A 24316-nucleotide genomic window follows, 5' to 3' on the forward strand; every position below is an offset into this window, starting at 1 on the left:
ACGGCACCGACCACCGCACCCACGAAGAACAAGACGCCGCGATCGGCGACTACATACGCTGGCATAACCAGCGCGCCCGACCGAAAACCGGATACGCCACCCACTCCAAAATCCGCCGCCCGGATTATCCCTCCAAGGCCGCATGACGAGGCACTAGTTCGACTCCGATGCGTACGCAGTGCTGGATCAATTCGGTGTAGGCCCCGTTATCGCGTTCTTTCAGGTCCATATAGTTGTCGTCGCGGCCATTGTCTTCCCGCCGGGGATACATGATGGCTAAAAGGGGCATGCCTGCCTGATCGCATTCCTCTCCGACCGCGCCGAGGGCGGCCAGCATGGACGATTCGAATTTCGAAGAGACGTTCACATGTACCGCCACGGCGTCACAACCCGCGCGAAGACCGGATCCGACGGATCCGGCCAGCACCTTATTTGTGTGATCTCGGTGGACGGTGCTGGCACTCAGGTTCAGTACGAACGGAGTCGCGATATCCGCGCGGGCGCAGTCGTCAAAGAGCCTGCGGTAGCCCAGTATCGCGTCGACATGGCCCGACGCCTCGTGGATTCGCCCGATGGGGTCCTTCAGGCCGTCGGAGGGACCGTTGATCAAGTCGTCGTCGAACGGGAGCATGACCACACGACCGCGTCCAAGGATGCGCCGTAGTCTCACTCTCTTGCCTGTTAAGCTCATCCGGCCTCCGGTGGACACAGTGGACCCTCGGCGAAGTCTCAGACTAGAGTAGCGTTTCGCGATAGTACATGATCGAGGTGTGTAGATGGCCGATCCTTCCGACTCACTCCCGGTGGACTGGGTGGCCGAGCTTCGATCGGGGTCACTTCCCATCGATGTCGATCCGCTACGCGAGCTTCAGCGCCTCGCCAAAGATCTTGATCCGGCCGACAGCCTTGCCCTGTTCGCGAATGTCGATGTGCCGGAGATCGACATCGAGAACGATTAGGTTGCGTCAACGGGCTACGGCCGCGCGCACGTAGACGCGGCGCCCGAAGCGAGGCTCATCCAGAACCGTCAGTTCGCTTACCTCGAGTCGGTAGAACGTCGATGGCAGGCTCGCATTCAGGAAGCCTTCCAGGACCTTCGTGTCGGCGGCGAAAGACGGGAATCGCAGGCGAAGTACAGCGACTGCGTGGGCACGTTCGTCCTGCCGAGCCTCCCGAGCCGTGCCCCAGACCTGGATACCGCAGAGTCCTTCTCCGTACGTCGGTGGATCGAGGAAGACGGACGCTGAAACCCGGGGCTCAGCAGCGATATTGAGACTGTGCCTGGTGGTACGTTCACTGACGAACCACATGATGAGATCGTCATCGGCGGCGAAGAACGCTGAGTTCACGTGTGGACCGAGATCCGTCGAGTAGGTCGCCATCGACATGAGGTCACGCCCGGCGAGGATCTGACGTACAGAGATCATGACCGTTTCATCCGACGGTCCGCCGTCTACGACTCGGAGCTGCGCCGTCATGGTTGGATCGCCTTTCCCTAGCCAGTCGTCGACGTTCAACTTACCGGGGACGCAGAATTAGACCGCCTCACGGCGTGCCAGCCACATGGTGTGTTCTCGGGAGATCGCATCCTCCGCACTGGCAGCCCGCTGCGCCCAATCCGGTTCGTCCGTCACATGTTCCAGTTGATGGTCAACCGCCGAGAGTTCCCTGCCGGTCAGCCGGTATGCAGCGGCGAGAGGGCGAAATTGCTTCATCTGCAGCCAAGCTGTCGCTGCGGCGGCGATCGATGAAGCGGCGCCGAGGCCGTCATAGGCCAAGACTCCGGTTGCCTTGAGAACGCCACCGGTCAAACCGGCCACTGTTGCGATGACAGCCAAGGCGCTCCAACGTCGGCTCATCCGGATATAGTTATCGGTCTTCTCGGCATACCAGCGGCGCTCCGCGTCGATGCGGCCCATACGATAGACCGATCTGCGTGTTGGCAGGCTCGCTGCTCGCAAGGCGCTCATCGCTGGAGTCGCTATGGTTTCGTGCTGCGGCCAGGCGATGGTACTCAGATCTAGACGGATCGCCGTCAGATCGTTCTTCAACCGAATTATTGCCGCCTGGTCGCCGCAGTCGAATGGTTCGGCTCGTATGGCGTATTTCCATGCCAGTGTCTTGATCGACTCTGCGGCGGCCCTGCCCTCGTACCATGCCCGCTGAGGATTTCGGGCCGCGAGCCATGCTGCCGGCACCAGGGAGACCAGCAGAGCCGCCGCGGCCGAGGCCGCACCGAGGTCGATGCCACCGGCGTTCACACCGTCGACTGCTCCGAGGACGGCGCCGCCGCTCAGCAGGATCAACTGTGCGGCGAGCCAGCGGATTGCTACTCGTTGCCCACGAGTCGAATGTTCTGATGCTGCCCAGTAGCTAGCAGGTAGGTCATCTCTGGAAAGCGCGACAGCCGATTCCGACACATCCTGAACCGTAATACACGACGGCACGTCCCTCAGTGTCCAACGTGGACCCCGTCATTCGTCAGATATTGGCTCGCCAAGTCTCAGGCGGAGTCACGGACGACCAGGGTGGGCTCGTAGATCACCGAGGACACCCGCATCGTGCGGTCCTCGACGCGGGCCAGCAGCAGGCGCGCACCCTCCGCCGCCATGTCCTCCAGCGGGTGCCGGATCGTGGTCAGCGCCGGGCTCGCGGCGGTGGCGGCGCTGCTGTCGTCGAAGCCGACCACCCGGACGTCGTCCGGTACGCGGCGGCCGGCGTTGCGCAGGGCGGTCTGGGCGCCCAGCGCCATCAGGTCGTTGGCGACGAAGACACCGTCCAGGCCGGGCTGGGCGGCCAGCAGCGTCCGCATGGCGGCCTCGCCGGACTCGCGGGTGAAGTTGCCGTGCTCGATCGGAACCCAGCCGTGGCCGTGGCGGGCCATCGCGCGCCGGAAGCCGGACACCCGGTCGCTGCTGGCGGGCACGTCGGCGGGACCGGAGATCATCGCGATCTGGCGGGCGCCCCGGCCGACGAGGTGGTCGGCGGCCAGCGCGGCGCCGGTGTCGTTGGCCAGGTCGACGTAGTCGATGGGCACCGGCTCGGGCGGGCGGCCGATCAGCACCGCGGGGACGCCGGCGTCGGTGAGCATGCGGGGCAGCGGGTCGTGTGCGGGCAGCGACAGCACCACCGCGCCGTCGGCCTGGCCGTGCCGGAGGTCGCCGACGAGGCGGGTGCGCTGGTCGGGCGTACCCACGATCTGGAGGGCGAGTTGCACCCCGGCCTGCCGGAGCACGCTCATCAAGCCGCCGACGACCCGGCCGAAGTAGGGGTCGGCGAAGAACCGGCCCAGGAACGGGTCGTCGTCGTGCGCCTCCGAGTCGGACACCACCAGCGCGACCGTGCCCGTGCGCCGGGTGACCAGTGACCGGGCGAGCCGGTTGGGCACGTAGCCGGTGGCGCCCACCGCGTTCCACACCTGCTCGTTGAGCTGCGGGTCGACGTTGCGGATGCCGTTGATGACCCGGGACGCGGTGGCCCGGGAGACACCGGCGACGCGGGCAACGTCTTCCAGCGTCGGCAGGCGCTCGCCGACCGGAGTGTGTCCCCTCGTGGCGGTCATGGACGCAGTTATAACACAGCGAATTGGAGAGCGCTCTCCCCCGAGGAGCAGTGAAACGGACAAAGACCCCCATCCCTTGACCTCCAGGCAACCGGGGCGTAACACTTCGGAAAGCGCTCTCCAACCATCCCCCGCAATCCCCTTGGAGAAGTCATGCGAACGAGAAGAAGACGGCTGCTCGCCACCTGCGCGGCGGCCACCATTGCCGGGACGCTGTTCGTGGCGATCCCGCAGGCGCAGGCCGCCGACTCGCTGCTGTCACAGGGCCGGCCCACGCTCGCCTCGTCGACCGAGAACGGTGGCGCCCCGGCCGCCGCGGCGGTGGACGGACGCAACGACACCCGGTGGGGCAGCGTCTGGAGTGACCCGCAGTGGCTGCGCGTCGACCTGGGCGGGACCTCCACGATCTCCCGCGTGGACCTGCGCTGGGAGGCCGCGTACGCCAAGGCCTTCCAGCTCCAGACGAGCCCGGACGGCAACAACTGGACGACGATCTACTCGACGACCACCGCGAGTGGCGGCAACCAGTCGCTGACCGTCAGCGGCAGCGGCCGCTACGTCCGGGTCCACGGCACCCAGCGCGGGACCGGCTACGGCTACTCGCTCTACGAGTTCCAGGTCTACGGCACCGGGCCGACCGCGCCCGGCGGCGACGGCTACGTCCTGGCCAACCCGCCGGTCACCGGTGTCGTCCCGTCGACGCAGGTCCCGCCCGCCACCAACCCGCCGACCACGCACCACGAGTTCCAGATGAACTGCTCGGTCAGCCGGTCCAACCTGCCGGACGACCCGATCGTCTTCCCGGGCCTGCCCGGCGCGTCGCACTCGCACACGTTCATGGGCAACAACAGCACGAACGCGATGTCGACGCTGAACAGCCTGCAGGCCGGTGGGACGTCGTGCATCACGCCCGGCGACAAGACCGGCTACTGGATGCCGACCCTGCTCAACGGCGACACCGCGGTGCAGCCGTCGGGCCGGCAGGTCATCTACTACAAGTCCGGCGTGATCGACTACCGCAGCGTGCGGCCGTCCCCGCCGGGGCTGCGGTACCTGGTCGGCAGCCCGAGCGCCACGCAGGACGAGTTCCGCAACGCGCCCGGCGCGGTCGAGGGCTGGGAGTGCGGTGACAGCACGTTCAACTGGGACTTCCCGGCGAACTGCCCGGCCGGCAGCCAGCTGAACATCCGGATGCAGGCGCCGAGCTGCTGGAACGGCATCCACCTGGACACGCCGGACCACAAGAGCCACATGGCGTACCCGGTGCTCGGGGTCTGCCCGGCGAGCCACCCGGTCGCCGTGCCGATGATCGAGTTCAAGATGGCCTGGCCGGTCAGCGGCAACATGGCAGGCGTGCGGCTGTCCAGCGGACGCGGCTATTCGTTCCACTACGACTTCTACAACGTGTGGGACTCGCCGACGCTGGCCGCGCTGACCACCCATTGCATCAACGGCGGCCTGCAGTGCGACCCGCGTGGGTTCGACCTCTACAAGCCGGACCGCGGGGCGGCGCTGAACGAGAACTACGAACTGCCCCGATGACGTAAAAGTGCTCGGATAACAGAAATTCCGGCTACTTATTTCACGGCCGGGGTGAACTTCGGCAAAAAGGTTTCGCGGTCGGTGATCATACGTTCCGCGAGGGCTTTGGTACGAGGTTCGACCCCGGCCGTGGACTCGCTTCTCGCCAGCTTCACGCCCTGGTCCAGATGCGCCTTCACCTGCCGCCGGAAGATCAGATCGAACGCCGGGCCCTCGGCGGCGGCCGCCTCGCGCACGATGTCCGGCGTCACCATGCCGGGCATCGGCATGCCCTTGTGCGGGTTCTCGGCGGGCAGCCCGGCCGCGTCGTGCAGCCCGCGCAGGTCCTCCAGCTCGCGCAGGCGGACGGTGTCCACCTGCGCCGCGAGCTCCTTGATCGCCTGGTCACGGCTCTGTGCGGGGGCCAGCGCGAGCAGCGGGGCGAGCTCCTCGTTCATCGCGACGTTGATCTCGATCCAGGCTCGGTCGGTACCGCCGAAGGCGGGCGCGGCGGTGGCCGCGGCGGGCGCCGGCGGTGACGGAGCGGGTGGCGCGTCGCGGGCGCACGCGCACAGACCGGCGGCCATCAGCAGGGCCAGGGCGGGGGCGAGGGTGCGGGGGGACACACCCGGAGTCTCGGCCCTTTCGGGCGAAGGTGTCAATGTGCCGGGCAATTTCCGGAACCGGGAACGTATTGACGTCCTGCAACGTGGCGGAAACAATCCAATCAACTAGGAGAGCGCTTTCCAATCCCCACTTTCCCGGGACCGTCCCCACGGCGACCCGGCCCGTTTCCCCGCGGGCCGGGCGCCTCACATCCCCACGACAGGCAGGACCATGACACCGGATACCAGGCGGCGTACCCGCCGTACCCTCATCGCAGCCGCCGCGGCCCTCACCACCGCGCTCGGCCTGACCATCGCCGGGGTTTCGCAGGCCCAAGCCGCCGCCTGCGGCACCACCAACGTCGCCCTCAACAAACCCGCCACGGCGAGCTCGGCCGAAGGCGCCGGCTACGCGGCCGGCCTGGCCGTCGACGGCAACACCGGCACCCGCTGGTCGAGCGCGTTCAGCGACCCGCAGTGGATCCAGGTGGACCTCGGCAGCACCGTCTCGCTCTGCCAGGTCGACCTGCAGTGGGAGGGCGCGTACGGCAAGAACTTCCAGATCCAGACCAGTACGAACGGCACGAGCTGGACGGACGTCTACTCGACGACGACCGGGACCGGCGGCACGCAGAGCCTGACCGTCGCGGGCAGCGGCCGCTACCTGCGTGTCTACGGCACCGCCCGGGGCACCGGCTACGGCTACTCCCTGTGGGAGCTGCGGGCCTTCACCGGTGACGGAGGAACGACCGACCCGGTCGAGCCCACCGACCCGCGCAACCCCAACTTCGGGCCGAACGTCAACGTCTACGACCCGACGACGCCCACGGCCACCATCCAGAACCGGCTCAACCAGCTGTTCACCGCGCAGGAACGCAACCAGTTCGGCCCCGAGCGGTACGCCGTGCTGTTCAAGCCGGGCAACTACACCGCCGACGTCAACCTGGGCTTCTTCGAGCAGGTGGCGGGGCTCGGGATGTCCCCGGACGACGTGAACATCAACGGCCACGTGCGGGTCGAGGCGTTCTGGATGAACGGCAACGCGACGCAGAACTTCTGGCGTACCGCGGAGAACCTGTCCGTCACGCTCCCGGCCGGCACCACCGTGGAGCGCTACGCGGTCTCCCAGGCCGCGCCCTACCGCCGCATGCACCTGCGCGGCGCGCAGAACCAGATCCAGCTCTGGAACGGTGGCGACGGCTGGTCGTCCGGCGGCCTGATGGCCGACACCAAAGTGGACGGCGCGGTCGTCTCCGGCTCGCAGCAGCAGTGGTACTCGCGCAACAGCGAGTTCGGCAGCTGGTCCGGCTCGGTCTGGAACATGGTGTTCCAGGGCGTGCAGGGCGCCCCGCCGCCGCACTTCCCCAACCCGTCCCACACGGTGATCAACACCTCCCCGGTCGTACGCGAGAAGCCGTTCCTGTACTTCGCCAACGGTGAGTACCGGGTGTTCGTCCCCGCGGTACGGCAGAACAGCACGGGCACGAGCTGGTACAACAAGACGCCCGCCGGCTCCTCGATCTCGCTGGCCGACTTCTTCATCGTCCGGCCCGGCACGACCGCGGCGACCATCAACAACGCGCTGGCCGCGGGCAAGCACCTGCTCGTCACCCCGGGCACGCACCACGTCAACCAGACCATCAACGTGACCCGCCCCAACACCGTGATCCTGGGTCTGGGCCTGGCCACGTTCTTCGCCGACAACGGCGTCACGCCGCTGAAGATCGCCGACGTGGACGGTGTGAAGGTGGCCGGCATCATGTTCGACGCCGGCGCCACCAACTCGCCGTCGCTCATGGAGGTCGGCGCGCCCGGCTCCGGTGCCGACCACAGCGCCAACCCGACCTCGCTGCACGACGTGTTCTTCCGGATCGGCGGGCCGGGCGTCGGCAAGGCCACCAACACGCTGATCATCAACAGCGACGACGTGATCGGCGACCACATGTGGCTGTGGCGTGCCGACCACGGCGACGGCGTCGGCTGGAACGTCAACACCGCCGACCAGGGCCTGGTGGTCAACGGCGACGACGTGAGCATGTACGGCCTGTTCGTCGAGCACTTCCAGAAGTACCAGACGGTCTGGAACGGCGAACGCGGCCGGACCTACTTCTACCAGAACGAGATGCCGTACGAGATGCCCAACCAGGCCGCCTGGATGAACGGCTCGACGCGCGGCTACGCGGCCTACAAGGTGGCCGACTCGGTCAACGACCATCAGGCGTTCGGACTCGGCAGCTACTGCGTCTTCACCCTGGATCAGTCGGTCGTCGGCGAACGTGCCTTCGAGGCGCCGGTCAAGCCGGGCATCCGTTTCACCAACATGGTGACGGTCAGCCTGGGCGGCCAAGGCACGATCAACCGCATCATCAACGACAAGGGCGCTCCCGCCGTACGCGGCGCCGAAACGCAATACCTGACAACGGGTCCGTGATCCGCTCCCGGTAAGGCGGAGGCCCTCGCATCGTCCTTGCGAGGGCCTCCGCGCCGTGCCGATCAGGCGGCGGGCTGCTGCACCACGTCCCTGCGGGGGCCTCCGCGCCGTGCCGATCAGGCGGCGGGCTGCTGCACCACGCTCGTCGTCACGGCCGAGTACTCCGCGACCGTCCCGGCCGGCAGACCCGCCCACATCCCGGTGCCCGGCTCGGTCAGCACGAGGCGTTGGCCGATCAGCCGGCCGCCGGCCGGGTCGATCACCAGCTCCAGCCGGGTCCCGCCCCTCGTCATGCCCAGGCCCACGCCGCGGCGGCCGTCCAGGTTCACCACGTCCGACGTGACGTCCAGGCCCGGCACCCGGGTCAGCGCAGTCCTTGGTCGCAGCCCTCGAAGCGTTCACGCCGTGCAGCGCTCGCGTCTGCCGTCCTCCGGCGCCGCGGGCTACGGGCTATGACGGACGCCGGCGCCACATCCAGCGGCGCGGCGGGACGTCCTCGAAGCCCGCCTTGGCGTAGATGTCGTGCGCGTCCGTCGTGGCCAGGGCCACCGTGCGGATCTCGCGGGTGTCCAGGTGGGCGCAGATCTGCCGGGTCATCCAGGTGCCGATGCCCAGACCGCGGGCCGCCCGGTCGACGTAGACGTCGGCGACGTAGGCGAACGCGACGCCGTCGGTGAGCACCCGGGTGAACGCCACCTGCTCGTCACCGCGGTACACGCCGTAGGGCTGGGAGGCGGCGACGATCGTGCGGGTCTGCTCCGGTGTGCGGCCGAGCGCCCACCACGCGTCGGTGGAGAGCCAGTGGTGCACCCGGTCCAGGTCGATGGCGTTGCGGTCGTCGGTCAGCAGGAAGCCGCCTTCGCGGCGTACGGAAAGCACCCCGCCATTCAAGACGATCACCCGCACCGGCGCGGCGAGCGTCTCGAGCCTGCTGCGGGGGATCGAGCGCCGCGGCCCGGCCGAGGGCAGCCCGGAGCGCCGGGGAAGTACTCGAGGAGACCGCCGCCTGAATCGGGCCTACGAGCGGAACGAGCCGGGTGCCACGAACCGGGCGGCGAGCGGGAACAACTCGTCGTCCGGGCGTTCGGTGAGGGCGCGGACCGTGCCGGCCAGCATGTCGGCCACCTGGATCTGCGGGCAGGACTCGACGGCCCCGAAACGCAGGCCGGTCAGCAACCCGTCGACCTGCTCGCGGATCAGCTCGATGCGCCGCTCCGGCAGCATGATCTGCCGGTCGTGCACCACCGTGGCCGGGCCCCAGTGCCTGACCGCCGAGACCAGCGCCGGGACCAGCGGGTCGAGCACCGAGTTCGCCACCCGGTCGGTGGCCAGCCACTCGCGGAAGAGCTCGGCCCGCTCGCGGCCCTCGGTGAGCCCGCTCACCCGGAAGAACTCGTCAACCACCCCGGGCTGGTCCTTGCCGCGGAGCATGTCGTTGGCGGCGGCCAGCACGTACGGCGAGCGGTCCAGCGTCTCCACCGGAATGTCGAGCAGCGAAGCCGTGCGGGTCGCCACCCAGTGCGCCTTGTCCAGCAGGAAGACGCTGCCACGGCCGGCGACCGGGCCCTCGGGGGACAGGAACCAGGCCAGCGTCGCCCGGTGTTTCTCGCGCAGCAGGTGGCCGGCGCGGTAGGACGACGCGGGGGATCGCACCCGTGCGCGGAGCTCGGCGATCAGCGCCGCGGCGCCGGCGTCGGACATGAGGACGGAGGCGTGCGCGAACAGCGGTTTCGTGGAGTCGATGAGCTTCTCGCCCTCGTACCCCGACTCATCGCAATAAACGAGGCGCACGCCTCCGTTCTACCGTTCACCTAGCTGCGATAGACACCCATTTCCCACAGCGAGTAGCCCCAGCCGGTCGCCTTGGCGGTGCCGTTGACCCGCACGTAGCGCCCGGACCCGCTGACGTTCAGCGAGTCGAAGCCGCCGTCGCCGCTGGTCGTGGCGTAGACGGTGGTCCAGGAGCCGCCGTCGTTCGAGGTCTGCACCTGGTACCCGGTCGCGTACGCCGCCTCCCACGCCAGCTGCACGTGGTTGAACGACTGCACCGAACCCAGATCGACCTGGAACCACGCGGTGTCCAGCCACTCCGACGCCCACCGGGTGCCGTAGTCGCCGTCGACCGCGAGCGCCGGCAACTGCGGCCCGTTGGTGCCGGTCGGCTGGTACGACGACGCGGTGGCCGGCCTGCCGCGGGACAGGTTGGTGCCGGGTACGGCCGGCGGGACGACCCGGAACGAGCGCTGCTCGATGCCGACGTTGCCGTGCCCGTCGAAGGCGTACACGTACACCTTCCACACGCCGAGCTGATCGGGCGCCCGCACCGTGAAGCCGCTGCCGTTCTGGGTGAACGAGAGGTTCTTCAGGCCGGTGTTCCCGGTGATGTGCTTGTCACTGGCCATCAGGTTGTAGCGGATCAGGTCACCCTGCGGATCGGACGCGGTGGCACTCACCGTGAACGTGCCGCCGGCGGGGACCGCGGCGGGTGAGCTGACGGTCATCGCGGTGATCTCCGGCGGTGTGTTCGGCGCGGCCTGCCCGGTGTACGCCTGCCGCAGCGCGTGGTAGCCGAGCCGCCGCCACCCGCCGGTGGTGGTGTTCAGCCAGACGCCGCCGAAGTCGTTCTCCAGCCCGTAGTGGAACTCGGTCGCGCCCAGCGCCACGCCCGGGTGCCCCTTGATCGCGTTCCAGCTGTCCGTGTAGCCCTGCCGCTTCTGCAGGTCGGTCGGCTCGGTCGGCACCCCGTTCGCGTCGTCGGGCACTTCCCACTCGCCGTCCGGCCCGCCCTCGGTCAGGATGTACGGCTTGGTGTAGCCGCCGGCGATCCAGTCCCGCTTGATCGTGTCGACCGCGCCGTACGAGTTCACCGCGAGCAGGTCCAGCGCGGGGGAGTACTGCTTGTAATAGGTCCAGGCCTGGGTGTACGCGTCGGTCGACGTGACCGGGTGGTTCGGGTCGGCGGCGTGGATGGCCACCGCCACCTCGTTGACGAACCGGGCGTACGCCACCCGGCGCGCCTCCACCACGTCGGCGGCCAGCCCGTGGTCCTGCATGGTCAGGATGACCTCGTTGCCGACGTCCCACATCAGCACGCCCTGGCGGTTCTTCAGCGCGTTGACCCGGTTGACGATCTCGGTCTTGGCGGCGTTCTTGTACGCCGTGTCGCCGACGTAGTCGGCGCCCTGGTTGAGCCAGTGCCCGACGACCACCTTGATGCCCTGCTGGGCCGCCCGGTCGAGCAGCGCCGGGGTGTTCGCGTCGTCCACGCCCCAGGTGCGGATCGTGTTGACGCCCATGTTCTTCAGGTCCCGCGTGTAGCCGTCGGCGGCCGCCTGCGGAGGCCCGTACGTGATGCCCTTGACCTCGTAGGGCGCGCCGTTGACCTGCAGCTGCCAGTCGCCCTGCGATCCGGTGACCCGCACCGTGCTCGGCCCGGCGGGGGTGGCCGGGTCGGTCATCGCGGTCGGCGTCGTGCCGGTGGCCTTGGAGACGGTCACCGAGTCGACGCTGAGCACGCCGCCGCTGGTCGTCTCGGCCGTCGGCGTCGTGCGGCCCGCGATCGCGTTCGGCAGCGAGCCGCCGACGGCCAGGTCCAGCCGCAGGTAGAAGCCGTGCTGCACGGCCGCCGCCCACGCGGTCACGCCGACCTGCGACTCGCGGACGATCCAGGTCTGCCGGCCGTCCAGGTAGAACCGGATCTCCTCGTCGGTCTTCGTCCGGTCGATGACCTGGGAGAACTCGTGGTACCCGGTCGCGCAGCCGGTGCATGACGCCAGCCCGCTGGACCGTCCGTTGTACTCGGCGCACGGCCCGTCCGGAGCGGTGCCGCAGTGCAGCGTCTGTGCCAGCTGGCCACGCCCGTTGACGTCGGTCATGATGTCGGTCTCGCCGACGCCCGGCCAGTTGTTGAAGTTGCCGCGGTACGCCGCGCCGGTCGCCCGGAAGCCCGGCCAGTAACCCAGTCCGTTGGCGACGCCGGGCTGCTTGAGCACTGCCGCGAACTTGATCTGCTCGCCGCGCTGCGGGGTGAAGTCGGTCCGCTGGGTCTCGATGCGACCGGACGTCCACCGCCCGGCGCCGTCCCGCAGCGCCGTGATGGTGAGTTTGCCCGCGCCGTCCAGCGACACGTTGGCCGTCGCGTTGGTGGCGGTCTCGACCGAGCCGGTGCCCCAGTTAGCGGCGCCGCCCGGGTACTGGGTGCCGGTGCGCAGCAGCCAGTTGGCGGCGGCGGGGGAGCCGGCCGGGCCGTCGAACGTGTCCTGCCAGACGTTGGTCCAGCCCGGCTCGGGGTCCGGGTCCGGGTCGGGTGTGCTGCCGGTCGAGCCGTACACCTGGAACTCCCACAGCGAGTAGCCGTAGCCGGTGCCCCGGGCGGTGCCGTACATCCGGACGTAGCGGCCGCTGCCGGTGACGTTCAGGGTCTCGGTGCCGCCGGTGCCGGCGGCCTGCGTGTGGATGGTGGTCCAGGCGGTGCCGTCGGCGGAGGTCTGGATCTGGTACGCGCTGCCGTAGGCGTTCTCCCAGCGCAGCACGACCTGGGAGACGGTCGCGGTGGCGCCGAGGTCGACCTGCAGCCACTGCGGGTCGCTGAACACGCTCGACCAGCGTGTCCCGGTGTTGCCGTCGACGGCGTTGCCCGCGACGACGTCGTTGCCCTCGATGGACGAGGCGGTGGCGGGTCTGCCCTGCGAGAGCAGCGTGTCGGCGGCGACGGCGGCGCCGCTGGGGACGGCGAGCCAGGCGGCCAGCACGGTGAGGACGAGGAGGAGCGTCCTGCGACGCTCGATGAATTTCTGGCGGCGGGGATGCATGGGGACTCCTTCGTAGCGCTCGGGGAAAGCGCTCTCCATGAGAGCCGCAGTGTTACGCGCGGGTTTCGCCTCTGTCAATGCCTAACGGCGAGTATGTGTACGAATCGGACGCTGTTCTGAGCGCTTGGAAAGCGCTCTCCAAGCGATGCGGCGAAAGCCGCCTCGACCACGCACGAACCGAGAGCCCGCGGGAGCAAGCGGTCTGGACCACGACGGACGTGGGAAAATAAAGATCTTGAAGTTCTTTCTCGCAAGGATGTCGAGAACAGGCCGACCGCTCCGACCACCGGTCACAGACGCAATGAAGCGAGGGATGACTGTGAAGTACATGCTGATGATGTTCGGTGACGGCTCGACCATGATGGAGGCGCATGACGACCAGTGGGTGCGCGACATGATCCAGTTCATGGGTAGTTTCAACGAGGAGATCACCGCCAGCGGCGAGTGGGTCTCCGCGGAGGGGCTCGCCGACCCCACCACCGCCAAGACGCTCACCCTCACCGACGGGCAGGTCGTGGTGACCGACGGGCCGTTCGCCGAGGCCAAGGAGTCGCTGGCCGGCTTCTGGATCTGGGACGTCAAGGACGAGGCCCGCGCGATCGAGCTCGCCACCAAGATCCTGCCGTGGGCGCGGCGGGTCGAGCTGCGCGAGGTCCCGGCCGGACCGCCCGAGGTCTGACCTTGGACATCGAGTTCACGCTGCGCGAGCTGGCGCCCCAGGTCCTGGGTGCGCTGGCCCGGCGGTACGGCCAGTTCGACGCCGCCGAAGACGCGGTGCAGGAGGCGCTGCTCGCCGCCGCGACCCAGTGGCCGGTCGACGGCGTGCCGGACAACCCGCGGTCGTGGCTGCTCACGGTGGCCGGCCGGCGACTGGCCGACGAGTTCCGCAGCGAGTCCGCGCGGCGCCGCCGGGAGGAGAACGTCTTCCGGCTCGAACCCGGCCCGGCCCACGTGAGCGCCGAGGACGACACGCTCACGCTGCTGTTCCTCTGCTGTCACCCGTCGCTGTCGCCGCCCTCGCAGCTGGCGCTGACCCTGCGCGCGGTCGGCGGCCTGAGCACCGCGGAGATCGCCAAGGCGTTCCTGGTGCCCGAGTCGACGATGGCGCAGCGGATCAGCCGGGCCAAGGCGACGATCTCCTCCAGCGGGCTGCCGTTCGCGATGCCGCCGGCCGGCGAACGCGCCGAGCGGCTGCGGGTCGTGCGGCAGACGCTCTACCTGGTGTTCAACGAGGGCTACACGACCAGCGGCGGGCCGGATCTGAAACGGGACGACCTGACCGTGGAGGCGATCCGGATCACCCGGATGCTGCGCGCGCTCGCCCCGGACGACGTGGAGACCGGCGGGCTGCTGGCGTTGATGCTGCTCACCGACGCGCGGCGGGACGCGCGCACCGACGCGCAGGGTGCGCTGGTGCCGCTGCACGAGCAGGAACGGTCGCTCTGGGACACGGCCCGGATCGCCGAGGGTGTGGCGCTGGTGTCGGCGTGCCTGGGCAAGGGGCCGGTCGGCCCGTACCAGCTGCAGGCCGCGATCGCCGCGCTGCACGACGAGGCGGCCGAGGCCGCGGACACCGACTGGCCGCAGATCCTGGCGCTCTACGAGGTGATCGAGCGACTGGTGCCGGGACCGATCGTCACCCTCAACAAGGCGGTCGCGATGGGCTGGGCGCGCGGGCCGCTCGCCGGGCTGGCGGTGCTCGGCGGACTGGACGGCGACGAGCGGATGACCGGCAACCACCGGGTCGAGGCCGTCCGCGCCCACCTGCTGGAACGCGCCGGCGACCGGCCCGGGGCGCACGAGGCCTATGTACGGGCCGCCGCGCTCACCACCAGCGTCCCGGAGCAGCGTTACCTGACCCTGCGCGCATCTCTTACAACGCCCGAACACTAGGCCGGGCAAGATGGGGTCGTGGACTCCAAGGGCCTGGTGCTGGTCGTCGAGGACGAGCGGCCGATCGCCGACCTGGTCCGGCTCTACCTGACCCGGGACGGCTTCGGCGTGCAGGTCGAGCACGACGGCGCCGCCGGGCTGGCCGCCGCCCGCCGGATGCGCCCGGTCGCCTGCATCCTGGACATCGCCCTGCCCGGACTGGAGGGCACCGAGATCTGCCGCCGGATGCGCGCCGACGGCGACTGGACGCCGGTCATCTTCCTCACCGCCCGCGACGACGAGGTGGACCGGATCCTCGGGCTGGAGCTGGGCGCCGACGACTACGTCACCAAGCCGTTCAGCCCGCGCGAGCTGGTCGCCCGGGTCAAGGCGCTGCTGCGGCGCGCGGCCGGTCCGGACCAGGGGGAGCGCGTACGGGTGCTCGGCCCGCTCACCCTCGACCCGGGGCGTCGCCAGGTCACCGTGTCCGGCAGCGCGCTGTCCCTGACGCCGACCGAGTTCGACCTGCTCGGCCACCTGCTCGGGCGGCCGGGCCGGGTGTTCACCCGGGAGGAGCTGCTGGCCTCGGTCTGGGGGTACGCCTCGCACGCCGGCACCCGGACCGTCGACGTGCACGTCGCCCAGGTGCGCGCCAAGCTCGGTGACGCGGCCGGGCTGATCCGCACCGTCCGCGGGGTCGGCTACACCGCCGATGCCTGACCTCGTGATGCCCGGCCTGTTCCGTACGCTGACGGCCCGCGTCGTGCTGGTCACGGCCGCGACCGCGATGATCGCCGTGGTCCTCACCGCCCTGGTCGCGGTGCCCCTGGCCGTGCGCGCGGCGAACCGCCAGGCCCGCGCCGAGCTCAACGAACGCGTCGCCCTCGCCGTGGAGCTGCTCCCCGAACGCCCGGCCGCCCGCGAACGCATCGTCCGCGAGCTGCGCCGCGACGAGACCTCCGTCTACCTGATCCGGCGCGGCGTCGTCGACACGCCCGGCCTGCCGCAACGCCTCGTCCAGCAGGTGTCCGAGGGCGCCTCGGTGGACACCCGCGGCCTGGTCGGCGGCCGGGTCATGTTCATCGTCGGCCGCCCGCTCACCGGCAACAGCAGCGGCGTGATCCTGACCAAGCCGGCCGCGACGGGCATCGCGGGCGGCCTGCTCGGCGGCGTCTGGTTCGCGCTCGCCGCCGGCCTGGTCGGCGGCCTGTTGATGGGCGCGCTGCTGGCCCGCCTCACCGTCCGCCCGATCCGCCGGGCCGCCGTCGCCGCCGGTCACCTCTCCGCCGGCGACCGCTCGATCCGGCTGGTCACCGAGGGCCCCGCCGAGGCCGCCGAGCTGGCGACGGCCTTCAACCAGCTGGCCAGCGCCCTTCAGGTCAGCGAGGGCCGCGAGCGTGACTTCCTGCTCAGCGTCTCGCACGAGCTCCGCACACCCCTTTCCACCATCCGGGGGTACGCCGAAGCACTCGCCGACGGTGTCGTCGGCGCGGACGGCGCCCCGAAGGCCGGAGCCACCATGCTCGCCGAGGCGGACCGGCTCGACCGCCTGATCTCCGACCTGCTCGTGCTGTCCCGGCTGGAGGCCGCCGACCTGCCCCTGGACATCGTCGAGGTGGATCTCACCGAGCTGATCCGCACGGCGGGAGAGGCGTGGGCGCCGCGCTGCCGGCCTTCCCTGTCCTTTCGTGTCGAGCTGCCCTCGCGACCGGTCGTCGTGAGTACCGACCCGGGCCGGATCCGGCAGGTGATCGACGGCCTGTGCGAGAACGCCCTGCGCGTGGTGCCGGAGGGCGCGCCTCTGATCCTCGCCGTCCGGTCCTCCGCCGAGGGCGGCGTCGTCGAGGTGCGGGACGGCGGTCCCGGCTTCACCGACGAGGATCTCGCGGTCGCCTTCCAGCGCGGGGCGTTGCACCAGCGCTATCGGGGGATCCGCAAGGTGGGCAGCGGCCTGGGCCTGGCCCTGGCGGAGCGGCTGGTCGGCCGGCTGGGTGGAACGATCACCGCAGGTCACGCCCCCGAGGGCGGCGCGCAGTTCACGGTGACGCTTCCGCGCGTGTGACCTCGTTTGCGCGTTCCCTCCTCGCCCGCCCTTACCTGACCCGAACGTTGTCCTGACCGGGCTCTGCGCTCGGCCGCCCACTCTTACCGGCATGACTCGCACTCGTCTGGCGTTGACCGCCACCTCGCTCGGACTCGCCGCCGTGCTCGGCCTGTCCGCCTGCGGCGCTTCGCCGCAGCCGTCCGCAGCGTCCGCCGCCGCCTCCCTCGACGCGTCTCTGGGTGATGAGGCCGCCGCCCTGCAGGCAGTCGGTTACGAGACCGTGCTCGCTCCCGACCCGTCGGCGTCCGGCGAGCCCTCGGCCGCGCCCGGCCGTAAGGAGCGGCGGCAGGAGCGCCGGGTCGCGGCCCGCAAGTTCCTGCGCAAGAACACGTTGCACGGCGAGATGACCGTGCAGGGCAAGGACGGCGCCCGGACCGTCGTGGTGCAGCGCGGCACGGTCACCGCCACGGACGGCAGGACGCTGACGGTCAAGTCCACGGACGGCTTCACGCTCACCTGGACCGCCGCCTCCGACCTGCGCGTCGTCCAGGACAAGAAGAAGGCCGACGCCGCGGCGATCAAGACCGGCACCGCGATCGGCGTGGCCGGAGCGAAGGACGGCCCGGCCACCACCGCGCGCCTCGTGGTCATCGGCTGAGCCGCTCTGATGTGCGGCCGGGCCTCCGCTCCCCGGGAGGCCCGGCCGTTGCCGCGGTCCGGGCCTCCCGGGACGACCCGCCCATCCCCCCGGTGGACGGGCCGTTGCCGGCGGGTCTTACTGCAGGAACGTCCCCAGGGGCGAGAGCAGCAGCCGGCCCAGCGCCGCCGCGGTGCCGTCCAGCCGCTCCCGCTCCTTCGCCGTCGACGCCAGGTCGTGGCGGCAGGCCCAGAGCTTCTGCGCGTTGCGCCAGGCGACGTTGCGGGTGTACTCCACCACCTCGCCCTGCCACCAGTCGTCCAGGTCGCCGTTCATGGTGTCCAGCAGCAGCTGCCACTTCTCCAGGTAGCCGCGGCGCAGATCCGGGATCGCCTCCGCGAAGATGTCGTTGATCTGCAGGTAGTCGAGGTGCTGGTCGTTGTCGTCGACCGGGTCGGATCCGATGTGGTCGAAGGTCGTGACCAGCGCGAACGGCAGGTCGAAGTTGATGTGCGCGTTCACACCGGCGGCGGCGGACGGCAGCGGGCGCGGATCCGGCCCGGCCATCCTGGTGAAGAGCACGCTCCACACGCGCGGGCACCCGCTGCTGCCGTCGCCGAAGCTGCGCAGGGCGTCGAAGTACCGCGCCGCGAACTCGACATCCAGCCGGGACAGGAACTGCGGGTCGGCGAACCGGCCCTCGTAGAGCCGTTCCAGCACGCTGGTGGTGATGCGCAGATAGAGCCGGTTGAAGTCGGCCAGCGGGTTGCCGTCCATCAGCGGTGGAATCCGCTCCAGGACGTCCTGCAACTTGGCGAGCTGGTCGACCACCGCCGGCACGTCCTCGGGATGACGCGTCAGCAGGGCGCACATGTCCTGATGCACAGGTCCCCAGACCGACTCGGTCATCGGATCCTCCATGTCTGACCGGGAGGGGGCCGGCCCCCAAGCACCGCCCGGACGTCCGGACGACGCCCGGGCGGTGCTCCCCCGTGATGCGAAGCCTTGCACCGTGGGCGTACGTAGGAATCGGTAGAACGACGTATATCCGCTTGCGTGGGTATCAGGCCGCGCGGTTCTCCAGGAAGACCCGGCTGGCCTGGACCCGGGTGCGTACCTGCAACTTGTCGAAGATGTGGCCGACGTGGACGCCGACGGTCCGTTCGCTGATGAACAGCCGCTGGCCGATCTCCCGGTTGGTCAGGCCCTCGGCGACCGCGCCGAGCACCTCGCGTTCGCGGCCGGTGAGGGCCGCGAGCTCGCCGCTCTCCGCCACCGGCGCCGCCGGGGCCGGGGTCTCCTCGTCCTCGGCGAGGGCGATCCGGGCGCGGGCGGCCACCGTGCCGATCTCCGCCGCGAGCGGCCTGGCGCCCATCGACTGCGCGGTCGTCCACGCCGCCCGCAGAGCGGCGGTCGCGGCGGCCCTGCGCCGGTGGTGCAGCAGCGTCTCGGCCTGGCGCAGCCGTGAGTACGCAGCGGGGTAAGGGTGGTTGCGCTTGTCCCAGGCGGTGGCCGCGCGCGCCCAGACGGCCGGGTCGTGCTGGTCGTGGATCCGGCTCAGCTCGGCCGCGCAGAGGTCGAGGTAGCCGTCGATCACCGCGCGGACCGGCGGCGCCGCGCTGTCGACGCCCTTGGCCATGCGTTCCACGACCACGGTCAACCGGCGGATCGCGGACCGGTCGACGGGCACCTCGCCGCCGCTGTGCGCCTCCGCCTCGGCGCGCAGGCCGTGCCAGGCGAGCACGCCGAGCAGCACCAGGTCGTCGGAGCGGGTCTCGGTGAGGCCGCGCTGCACCGCCGCGCGGGCCTCGTCGTGCCGGCCCAGCCACATGGCCAGGCCGGCGCGCAACGTGAGCATCGGCAGCACGTGCCGGGCGCCGCCACCGGCCAGGACGGTCGCCACCGCGTCCAGGTCGCGTTCGGCCGCCTCGACGTCGCCGAAGCCGACCCACAGCCGGCAGCGGGCCAGCAGGATTTCGACCGCGTCCGCGCCGGACGGCCGCTGCCGCATCGCCGCGTCGAGCATCCGATCGGCCTCGGCCCACTGCCCGACCCGGAACAGCCCGTTCGCCGCGATGGCCAGCAGCCGCAGCTGGTACGAGCGGCCCACGCCGTCCTCGGCCAGCCGCGCCGCGCCCCGCCGGGCGACCAGGACGCCCTCCTCCAGCGAGTTGAGCGGTCCGGTGAGCAGCTCAGCCAGGTGCAGATAGGCACAGCCCAGGTCGTCCGGGTGGCCGGACTCCTCGGCGATCGCCACCGCCTGCCGGATCACGGCCAGGCCCGCGTCCGGGTCGGCCCGGAACGCCTGACTGAAGCCGAGCGCCGCCGACGCGCGTACCCGATCGGCGGTTGATCCCTCGAGCTGCTCGGCCAGCTCGAGCGCCTCGCGCGCCCGCTCACCGGCGTCGGCGTAACGGCCCAGGTGCAGCAGGAGCTCGGCGAGGTAGGCGGCGGCCGTGACCTTCTCGGCGGGGGTGCAACCGGGCACGGCCAGGGCGTTGCGGTACTCCGTCTCGGCGGTGGCCGAGCGCCCGGCGGCGGCCAGGTAACGCGCCCGGCGCAGGTGGATCTGGCAGGCGCCGGGGCCGTCGGGGCGGGCGGCCAGCTCCTCCAGCCGGGCCAGCGCGCGCTGGTGCTCGCCGTTGTGGTGGGCCGACTCGGCGGCGTGCCCGAGCAGCTCGGTACGGCCCGGGTCGTCCTCGGCCGTGAGATCGAGAGCCAGGGTCCAGTGGCGGTGCGCCTCGGCGAAGCCGTAGAGCGACTCGGCCGCCCGGGCCGCCGCGACGACCGAGGGCAGCGCGCGCTCCCGCTCGCCGGCCCGCTGCCAGTGCAGGGCCAGCCGGGCGTGATCGTCGCCGCCGGTCAGCGCCTCCGCGTACCGCCGGTGCAGGCCGGCGTTCTCGACCGGCAGCACCTCGTGCTCGAGGATCTCGGCGACCAGGCGGTGGCGCAGCCGGTAGCCGTCGCCCGCGCTGGTCACGATGCGGTGTGCGACCGCCGCGCGGACCGCCGCGATCAGCTCGTCGCCGGGCAGCGGCACGACCGCGGCGAGCAGGTCGTGCGGCACCGGCTCGACCCCGGCCGCCACCGCGCGGACCACCTCGTGCGCCGGCCGGGGCAGCTCATCCACCCGGGACAGGAAGATCTCACGCAGCGTGTCGGACAGCTCCACGCGGCCGTCGCGCAGGTCGCGGGACAGCTCCTCGGCCACGAACGGGTTGCCGCCGCTGCGCTTGAACACCCGGTCGGCGTCCTCGGCGAGGGTGTCACCGGCGATCGTGGTGACCAGTTCCCGGGTGGCGGCCTGGTCCAGTGGGCTGAGGTCGACCACCCGCACCGACCGCAACCGGCGCAGCTCGGCCAGCACCCGGCGCAGCGGGTGGGTGCCCTGCAGCGACTCGGCGCGCACCGCGGCCAGCACCGACAGCCGCACCTCGCCGAGACCGGCCAGCAGGTAGAGCAGCAGCTGGCGGGTGCTGCGGTCGGCCCACTGCAGGTCGTCGAGGACGAGCAGCAGCCGCCGGTCGCCGGCCACCTCGCGCAGGGCACGGGAGACCCGGTCGAGCAGGGCGCCGGCATCGGGGCCGTCGGTGTCGAAGCCCCGGTCCTCCCGGCGCAGCGCGGCCAGCACCGGGTGCAGCGGGGAGGCGTCGCCGATGTCCAGGCAGGCGCCGGTCAGCACGGCCGTGCGCCCCGGGGTGGCGCGGGCGGCCACCTCGCGCAGCAGCCGGCTCTTGCCGACGCCGCTCTCGCCGGTCACGAAGACCGCGGCGGTCCCGCCCGGCCCGGTGTCGGCCAGGTCGTGGCAGATCTTGTCCAGCGTGTCGGCGCGCCCGACAAGGGGCGTGTCGTCCGCTTCGCTGGCCATGCAGGGGAGCCTAAACCGGATCCACGTATCACCTGCTCGTCGGTTCAGGCTGATCTGCGTCACAAAACTGACCGCCCGATCGTGTATCACGGCCTTCTAAGTAGTTCTGCCGATCCGGCGCCCGGCGCCCGGCTGCCAAGGTTTGTCCTCACCAACGCCGATCTGGGGAGCGTGGGAGATGGCCATCATCGCGACAGACGTACGCAGGCAGACCGTGTCCGTCCTGTTCGTCGACATCGTCGGATTCACGACGCTGGTCGACGAGCTGGACTGCGCGGAGGTGCGTGCGGTGCAGATGGACTATTTCACCGCGGTGTCGGCTGTGGTCCGCGAGCACGGCGGAGTCGTCGAGAAGTACGTCGGCGACGCCGTGATGGCGGTGTTCGGCCTGTCGTCGCGGCGTCCGGAGGGGGCGCCGCGGCGGCGGTCGGGTGCGGCCTGGCGATCCAGCAGGCCCTTTCCGGGGTACGCCTGGCCGGCCGGCACGAGATCAGCACGCGGGTGGGTGTGGCCACCGGCGAGGTGATGGTCGACGTGGCGGCGGCGCGGGACGGCGGCTTCGGCATGATCAGCGGCAGCGTGGTGACCACGGCGGCCCGGTTGCAGGCGTACGCGCCGCACGACACGGTCGTGGTCGACGACGCGACCCGCGCCTGTTCCGACCGGAGGACCGCCTACCAGGAGTTGCCGCCTGTCCTGCTGGCCGGCCGTTCGCGCCCGGTCGACCTCTTCCGGGCGCTCTCGCAGGACGTTCGAACTTGTGTTCTAGCTCACCAGGCGTGACTTTAGTCCCGTTTGTACCACGACGTGCGCTTCCCGCATCGGCTCGTCGGCGCGAACTCGTCAGGGCGCCCCGGTAGGCTCGCCGCGACCTCACAGCCCACAGCCGAGCGGGGAGTAACGCACCGTGACCGCGCAACCCGAGATCTTGTACGGCGCCGACGACCTCACGCATCTCGAGGGCCTCGACGCCGTCCGCAAGCGACCGGGCATGTACATCGGCTCGACCGACAGCCGTGGCGTCAACCACCTGGCCAACGAGATCATCGACAACTGCACCGACGAGGGCGCCGGCGGTCACGCGACGAACGTCGCGGTGTGGCTGCACGCCGACGGCTCGGTGCAGATCGACGACGACGGCCGGGGCATCCCGACGGCGATCAACACCAAGAGCGGGATGAACGGCGTCGAGCTCGTGCTGACCCGGCTGCACGCCGGCGGCAAGTTCGGCGGGTCGGGCTACAAGACGTCCGGCGGCCTGCACGGCGTCGGCGCCTCGGCGGTCAACGCCCTGTCGCTGCGCTTCGACGTCACGGTGAAACGTGAGGGCAAGGTCCACGCGCTCTCCTTCCAGCGTGGCGTGCCCGGCGTCTTCGACGGCGACGGTCCCCGGGCGCGCTTCCACCCCGAGTCCGGCCTACGGACCGTGCGGAAGATGAAACGCGGCGAGGCGAGCGGCACCTCGATCAGGTACTGGTACGACGCCCGGTACTTCGAGACCGGCGCGCGGCTCGACGTCGACGTGGTCCGGGCGAAACTGCGCAACACCGCGTTCCTGGTGCCCGGGGTGGCGTACACGCTGCGCGACGACACGGCCGAGGAGCCGGTCACCGAGGCGTTCCACTTCCCGAACGGGCTCACCGACATGGTCGAGTTCCTCACGCCCGCGGCGGACAAGCCGGTGTCGCAGATCCTGATGGTGACCGGCGAGGGCACCTACAAGGAGAACGCCGCCGACGAGAACGGCGTGATGCAGTCCAACGTCGTGCGCCGCGCCGAGGTGGAGATCGCGTTCCGCTGGGGGACGGGCTACGACCGTACGGTCGAGTGCTTCACCAACACGATCCGCAACGTGCACGGCGGCACCCACCGCAAGGGCTTCGAGCGCGCCCTCGTGCGCGGCCTCTCCGACGCGGTCCGCAACACCCGTGGCCTGCTCAAGCCCAAGGAGGAGGCGCCGGTTCTCGACGACTACCTCGAGGGCATGACCGCGGTCATCCACGTCCGGCTGCCCGAGCCGCAGTTCACCTCGCAGACCAAGGACGAGCTGTCCACCGCCGGGATCACCCGCGTGCTGCAGGGCCTGGTGGAGCAACACCTCAAGGAGTACGTGGACGGCCGGCGCACCAAGTCCGAGGCGCGGACCGTCCTGCAGAAGGTCGTGGACGCCGCCCGGGTCCGGCTGACCCAGAAACAGCAGAAGGACGCGGCCCGCCGCAAGACCGCGCTCGAGGGCGCGTCGATGCCGCCCAAGCTGGTCGACTGCCGCAGCACGGGCATCGCCCGCAGCGAGATCTACATCGTCGAGGGTGACAGCGCGCTCGGCACCGCCCGGATGGCCCGCAGCTCGGAGTACCAGGCGCTGCTGCCGATCCGCGGCAAGATCCTGAACGTGCAGAAGGCGAGCCTGCAGCAGGTCCTCGACAACCAGGAGTGCTCGGCCATCGTGCAGGTGCTCGGCGCCGGGTCCGGCCGCACCTTCGACCTGAGCACCATGCGCTACGGCCGCGTGATGATCATGGCCGACGCCGATGTCGACGGCTCGCACATCCGGACCCTGCTGATCACGCTCTTCGCCAAGTACATGCGGCCGGTCATCGAGCAGGGCCGGCTCTTCGCCGCCATGCCGCCGCTGCACAAGGTGGTCACCAAGGGGCGCAACAGCGAGACGCTCTACACGTACACACAGCAGGAGATGGAGACGACCATCGCCCGGCTGGAGAAATCCGGCAAGCAGGTCCAGAAACCGGTGCCCCGGTTCAAGGGCCTCGGCGAGATGGACGCCGACGAGCTGTGGGACACCACGATGAACCCGTCCACCCGGACCGTCCGGCGGATCACGCTCAACGACGTCGAGCAGGCCGAGGCCACCCTCGAACTGCTGATGGGTGAGCGCGTGGAACCGCGGAAGAACTGGTTGATCGAGGCCGCCGGCCGGATCGACCAGGAGACGATCGACGCCTGA

General features: G+C 70.5%; 22 protein-coding genes. 11 read left to right on the forward strand and 11 right to left on the reverse strand.

Annotation, left to right across the window (positions count from 1 at the left end):
- Nucleotides 1-124 precede the first annotated feature (124 nt).
- The gene (locus QSK31_RS15185) at nt 125-631 is read right to left on the reverse strand and encodes a beta/alpha barrel domain-containing protein (protein ID WP_285684492.1); all 507 of its coding nucleotides are present in this window, start codon (nt 629-631) and stop codon (nt 125-127) included.
- Nucleotides 632-776: 145 nt separating this feature from the next.
- On the opposite strand from QSK31_RS15185, the gene QSK31_RS15190 reads away from it, so the two are divergent.
- Entirely contained in the window at nt 777-959 is a 183-nt protein-coding gene (locus QSK31_RS15190) for a hypothetical protein (protein ID WP_285684494.1), read from the forward strand.
- A 6-nt stretch (nt 960-965) separates the two neighbouring features.
- Here QSK31_RS15190 and QSK31_RS15195 read toward each other — a convergent pair whose 3' ends face one another.
- The 3 genes from QSK31_RS15195 to QSK31_RS15205 all read right to left on the reverse strand — a co-directional run bounded on the left by QSK31_RS15195 (nt 966) and on the right by QSK31_RS15205 (nt 3562).
- Entirely contained in the window at nt 966-1478 is a 513-nt protein-coding gene (locus tag QSK31_RS15195; RefSeq protein WP_285684496.1) for a pyridoxamine 5'-phosphate oxidase family protein, read from the reverse strand.
- A 57-nt stretch (nt 1479-1535) separates the two neighbouring features.
- Nucleotides 1536-2420 (reverse strand): DUF4231 domain-containing protein, encoded by an 885-nt coding sequence (locus QSK31_RS15200; RefSeq protein WP_285684498.1) that lies wholly within the window; start codon nt 2418-2420, stop codon nt 1536-1538.
- 83 nt (nt 2421-2503) lie between these two features.
- On the reverse strand, nt 2504-3562 hold the full coding sequence (locus QSK31_RS15205; protein ID WP_285684500.1) for a LacI family DNA-binding transcriptional regulator: 1059 nt from the start codon (nt 3560-3562) through the stop codon (nt 2504-2506).
- 153 nt (nt 3563-3715) lie between these two features.
- On the opposite strand from QSK31_RS15205, the gene QSK31_RS15210 reads away from it, so the two are divergent.
- Nucleotides 3716-5104 (forward strand): DUF1996 domain-containing protein, encoded by a 1389-nt coding sequence (locus tag QSK31_RS15210; RefSeq protein ID WP_285684502.1) that lies wholly within the window; start codon nt 3716-3718, stop codon nt 5102-5104.
- 35 nt (nt 5105-5139) lie between these two features.
- Here QSK31_RS15210 and QSK31_RS15215 read toward each other — a convergent pair whose 3' ends face one another.
- Nucleotides 5140-5709: a DUF305 domain-containing protein gene (locus QSK31_RS15215; protein ID WP_285684504.1), complete on the reverse strand. Its 570-nt coding sequence runs from the start codon at nt 5707-5709 to the stop codon at nt 5140-5142.
- A gap of 211 nt (nt 5710-5920) precedes the next feature.
- Between QSK31_RS15215 and QSK31_RS15220 the strand changes: the two genes are divergently transcribed.
- Nucleotides 5921-8119, forward strand: a complete 2199-nt coding sequence (locus QSK31_RS15220; RefSeq protein WP_285684505.1) for a discoidin domain-containing protein — start codon at nt 5921-5923, stop codon at nt 8117-8119.
- A gap of 116 nt (nt 8120-8235) precedes the next feature.
- On the opposite strand, the gene QSK31_RS15225 is transcribed toward QSK31_RS15220, so the two are convergent.
- The 4 genes from QSK31_RS15225 to QSK31_RS15240 all read right to left on the reverse strand — a co-directional run bounded on the left by QSK31_RS15225 (nt 8236) and on the right by QSK31_RS15240 (nt 12930).
- A complete protein-coding gene (locus tag QSK31_RS15225) occupies nt 8236-8478 on the reverse strand; it encodes a hypothetical protein (RefSeq protein ID WP_285684507.1) in 243 nt (80 codons plus the stop codon).
- Between the two features lie 91 nt (nt 8479-8569).
- On the reverse strand, nt 8570-9025 hold the full coding sequence (locus QSK31_RS15230) for a GNAT family N-acetyltransferase (protein WP_285684509.1): 456 nt from the start codon (nt 9023-9025) through the stop codon (nt 8570-8572).
- A 111-nt stretch (nt 9026-9136) separates the two neighbouring features.
- Complete coding sequence (locus tag QSK31_RS15235; RefSeq protein ID WP_285684511.1) at nt 9137-9910, reverse strand: DUF3800 domain-containing protein; 774 nt, start codon at nt 9908-9910, stop codon at nt 9137-9139.
- A gap of 20 nt (nt 9911-9930) precedes the next feature.
- Entirely contained in the window at nt 9931-12930 is a 3000-nt protein-coding gene (locus QSK31_RS15240) for a discoidin domain-containing protein (RefSeq protein WP_285684512.1), read from the reverse strand.
- A 313-nt stretch (nt 12931-13243) separates the two neighbouring features.
- Between QSK31_RS15240 and QSK31_RS15245 the strand changes: the two genes are divergently transcribed.
- The 5 genes from QSK31_RS15245 to QSK31_RS15265 all read left to right on the forward strand — a co-directional run bounded on the left by QSK31_RS15245 (nt 13244) and on the right by QSK31_RS15265 (nt 17504).
- Nucleotides 13244-13609: a YciI family protein gene (locus QSK31_RS15245; protein WP_285684513.1), complete on the forward strand. Its 366-nt coding sequence runs from the start codon at nt 13244-13246 to the stop codon at nt 13607-13609.
- A complete protein-coding gene (locus QSK31_RS15250) occupies nt 13606-14823 on the forward strand; it encodes an RNA polymerase sigma factor (RefSeq protein ID WP_285684948.1) in 1218 nt (405 codons plus the stop codon). The genes QSK31_RS15245 and QSK31_RS15250 overlap by 4 nt, the downstream gene beginning before the upstream one ends.
- Nucleotides 14824-14841: 18 nt before the next feature.
- Nucleotides 14842-15522, forward strand: a complete 681-nt coding sequence (locus QSK31_RS15255; protein WP_285684514.1) for a response regulator transcription factor — start codon at nt 14842-14844, stop codon at nt 15520-15522.
- On the forward strand, nt 15515-16864 hold the full coding sequence (locus QSK31_RS15260) for a HAMP domain-containing sensor histidine kinase (protein WP_285684515.1): 1350 nt from the start codon (nt 15515-15517) through the stop codon (nt 16862-16864). Before QSK31_RS15255 ends, QSK31_RS15260 begins: the two co-directional genes overlap by 8 nt.
- 91 nt (nt 16865-16955) lie before the next feature.
- Nucleotides 16956-17504, forward strand: a complete 549-nt coding sequence (locus tag QSK31_RS15265) for a hypothetical protein (protein WP_285684517.1) — start codon at nt 16956-16958, stop codon at nt 17502-17504.
- A gap of 117 nt (nt 17505-17621) precedes the next feature.
- Here the strand turns inward: QSK31_RS15265 and QSK31_RS15270 are convergent, their stop codons facing one another.
- A complete protein-coding gene (locus QSK31_RS15270; protein ID WP_285684518.1) occupies nt 17622-18392 on the reverse strand; it encodes a DUF5995 family protein in 771 nt (256 codons plus the stop codon).
- Nucleotides 18393-18546: 154 nt separating this feature from the next.
- Nucleotides 18547-21351, reverse strand: coding sequence for a helix-turn-helix transcriptional regulator (locus QSK31_RS15275; RefSeq protein WP_285684519.1), 2805 nt, complete (start codon nt 21349-21351; stop codon nt 18547-18549).
- Nucleotides 21352-21529: 178 nt separating this feature from the next.
- Between QSK31_RS15275 and QSK31_RS15280 the strand changes: the two genes are divergently transcribed.
- From QSK31_RS15280 to QSK31_RS15290, 3 genes are all read left to right on the forward strand, one after another.
- Nucleotides 21530-21877, forward strand: coding sequence for an adenylate/guanylate cyclase domain-containing protein (locus QSK31_RS15280; protein WP_285684520.1), 348 nt, complete (start codon nt 21530-21532; stop codon nt 21875-21877).
- Entirely contained in the window at nt 21823-22134 is a 312-nt protein-coding gene (locus QSK31_RS15285; protein WP_285684950.1) for an adenylate/guanylate cyclase domain-containing protein, read from the forward strand. The genes QSK31_RS15280 and QSK31_RS15285 overlap by 55 nt, the downstream gene beginning before the upstream one ends.
- Nucleotides 22135-22258: 124 nt before the next feature.
- Nucleotides 22259-24316 (forward strand): DNA gyrase/topoisomerase IV subunit B, encoded by a 2058-nt coding sequence (locus QSK31_RS15290; RefSeq protein ID WP_285684521.1) that lies wholly within the window; start codon nt 22259-22261, stop codon nt 24314-24316.

It is taken from the genome of Actinoplanes sp. NBRC 103695 (genome assembly GCF_030269485.1).
In the GTDB taxonomy this organism is placed as follows: domain Bacteria; phylum Actinomycetota; class Actinomycetes; order Mycobacteriales; family Micromonosporaceae; genus Actinoplanes.

Bases quoted from the DNA above. Each gene is read 5' to 3' on its own strand.
- QSK31_RS15220 (WP_285684505.1), top strand. From the start codon at position 5,921: ATGACACCGGATACCAGGCGGCGTACCCGCCGTACCCTCATCGCAGCC.
- QSK31_RS15260 (WP_285684515.1), top strand. From the start codon at position 15,515: ATGCCTGACCTCGTGATGCCCGGCCTGTTCCGTACGCTGACGGCCCGC.
- QSK31_RS15245 (WP_285684513.1), top strand. From the start codon at position 13,244: ATGACTGTGAAGTACATGCTGATGATGTTCGGTGACGGCTCGACCATG.
- QSK31_RS15190 (WP_285684494.1), top strand. From the start codon at position 777: ATGGCCGATCCTTCCGACTCACTCCCGGTGGACTGGGTGGCCGAGCTT.
- QSK31_RS15265 (WP_285684517.1), top strand. From the start codon at position 16,956: ATGACTCGCACTCGTCTGGCGTTGACCGCCACCTCGCTCGGACTCGCC.
- QSK31_RS15185 (WP_285684492.1), bottom strand. From the start codon at position 631: ATGCTCCCGTTCGACGACGACTTGATCAACGGTCCCTCCGACGGCCTG.
- QSK31_RS15210 (WP_285684502.1), top strand. From the start codon at position 3,716: ATGCGAACGAGAAGAAGACGGCTGCTCGCCACCTGCGCGGCGGCCACC.
- QSK31_RS15205 (WP_285684500.1), bottom strand. From the start codon at position 3,562: ATGACCGCCACGAGGGGACACACTCCGGTCGGCGAGCGCCTGCCGACG.
- QSK31_RS15240 (WP_285684512.1), bottom strand. From the start codon at position 12,930: ATGCATCCCCGCCGCCAGAAATTCATCGAGCGTCGCAGGACGCTCCTC.
- QSK31_RS15270 (WP_285684518.1), bottom strand. From the start codon at position 18,392: ATGACCGAGTCGGTCTGGGGACCTGTGCATCAGGACATGTGCGCCCTG.
- QSK31_RS15275 (WP_285684519.1), bottom strand. From the start codon at position 21,351: ATGGCCAGCGAAGCGGACGACACGCCCCTTGTCGGGCGCGCCGACACG.
- QSK31_RS15280 (WP_285684520.1), top strand. From the start codon at position 21,530: ATGGCCATCATCGCGACAGACGTACGCAGGCAGACCGTGTCCGTCCTG.
- QSK31_RS15195 (WP_285684496.1), bottom strand. From the start codon at position 1,478: ATGACGGCGCAGCTCCGAGTCGTAGACGGCGGACCGTCGGATGAAACG.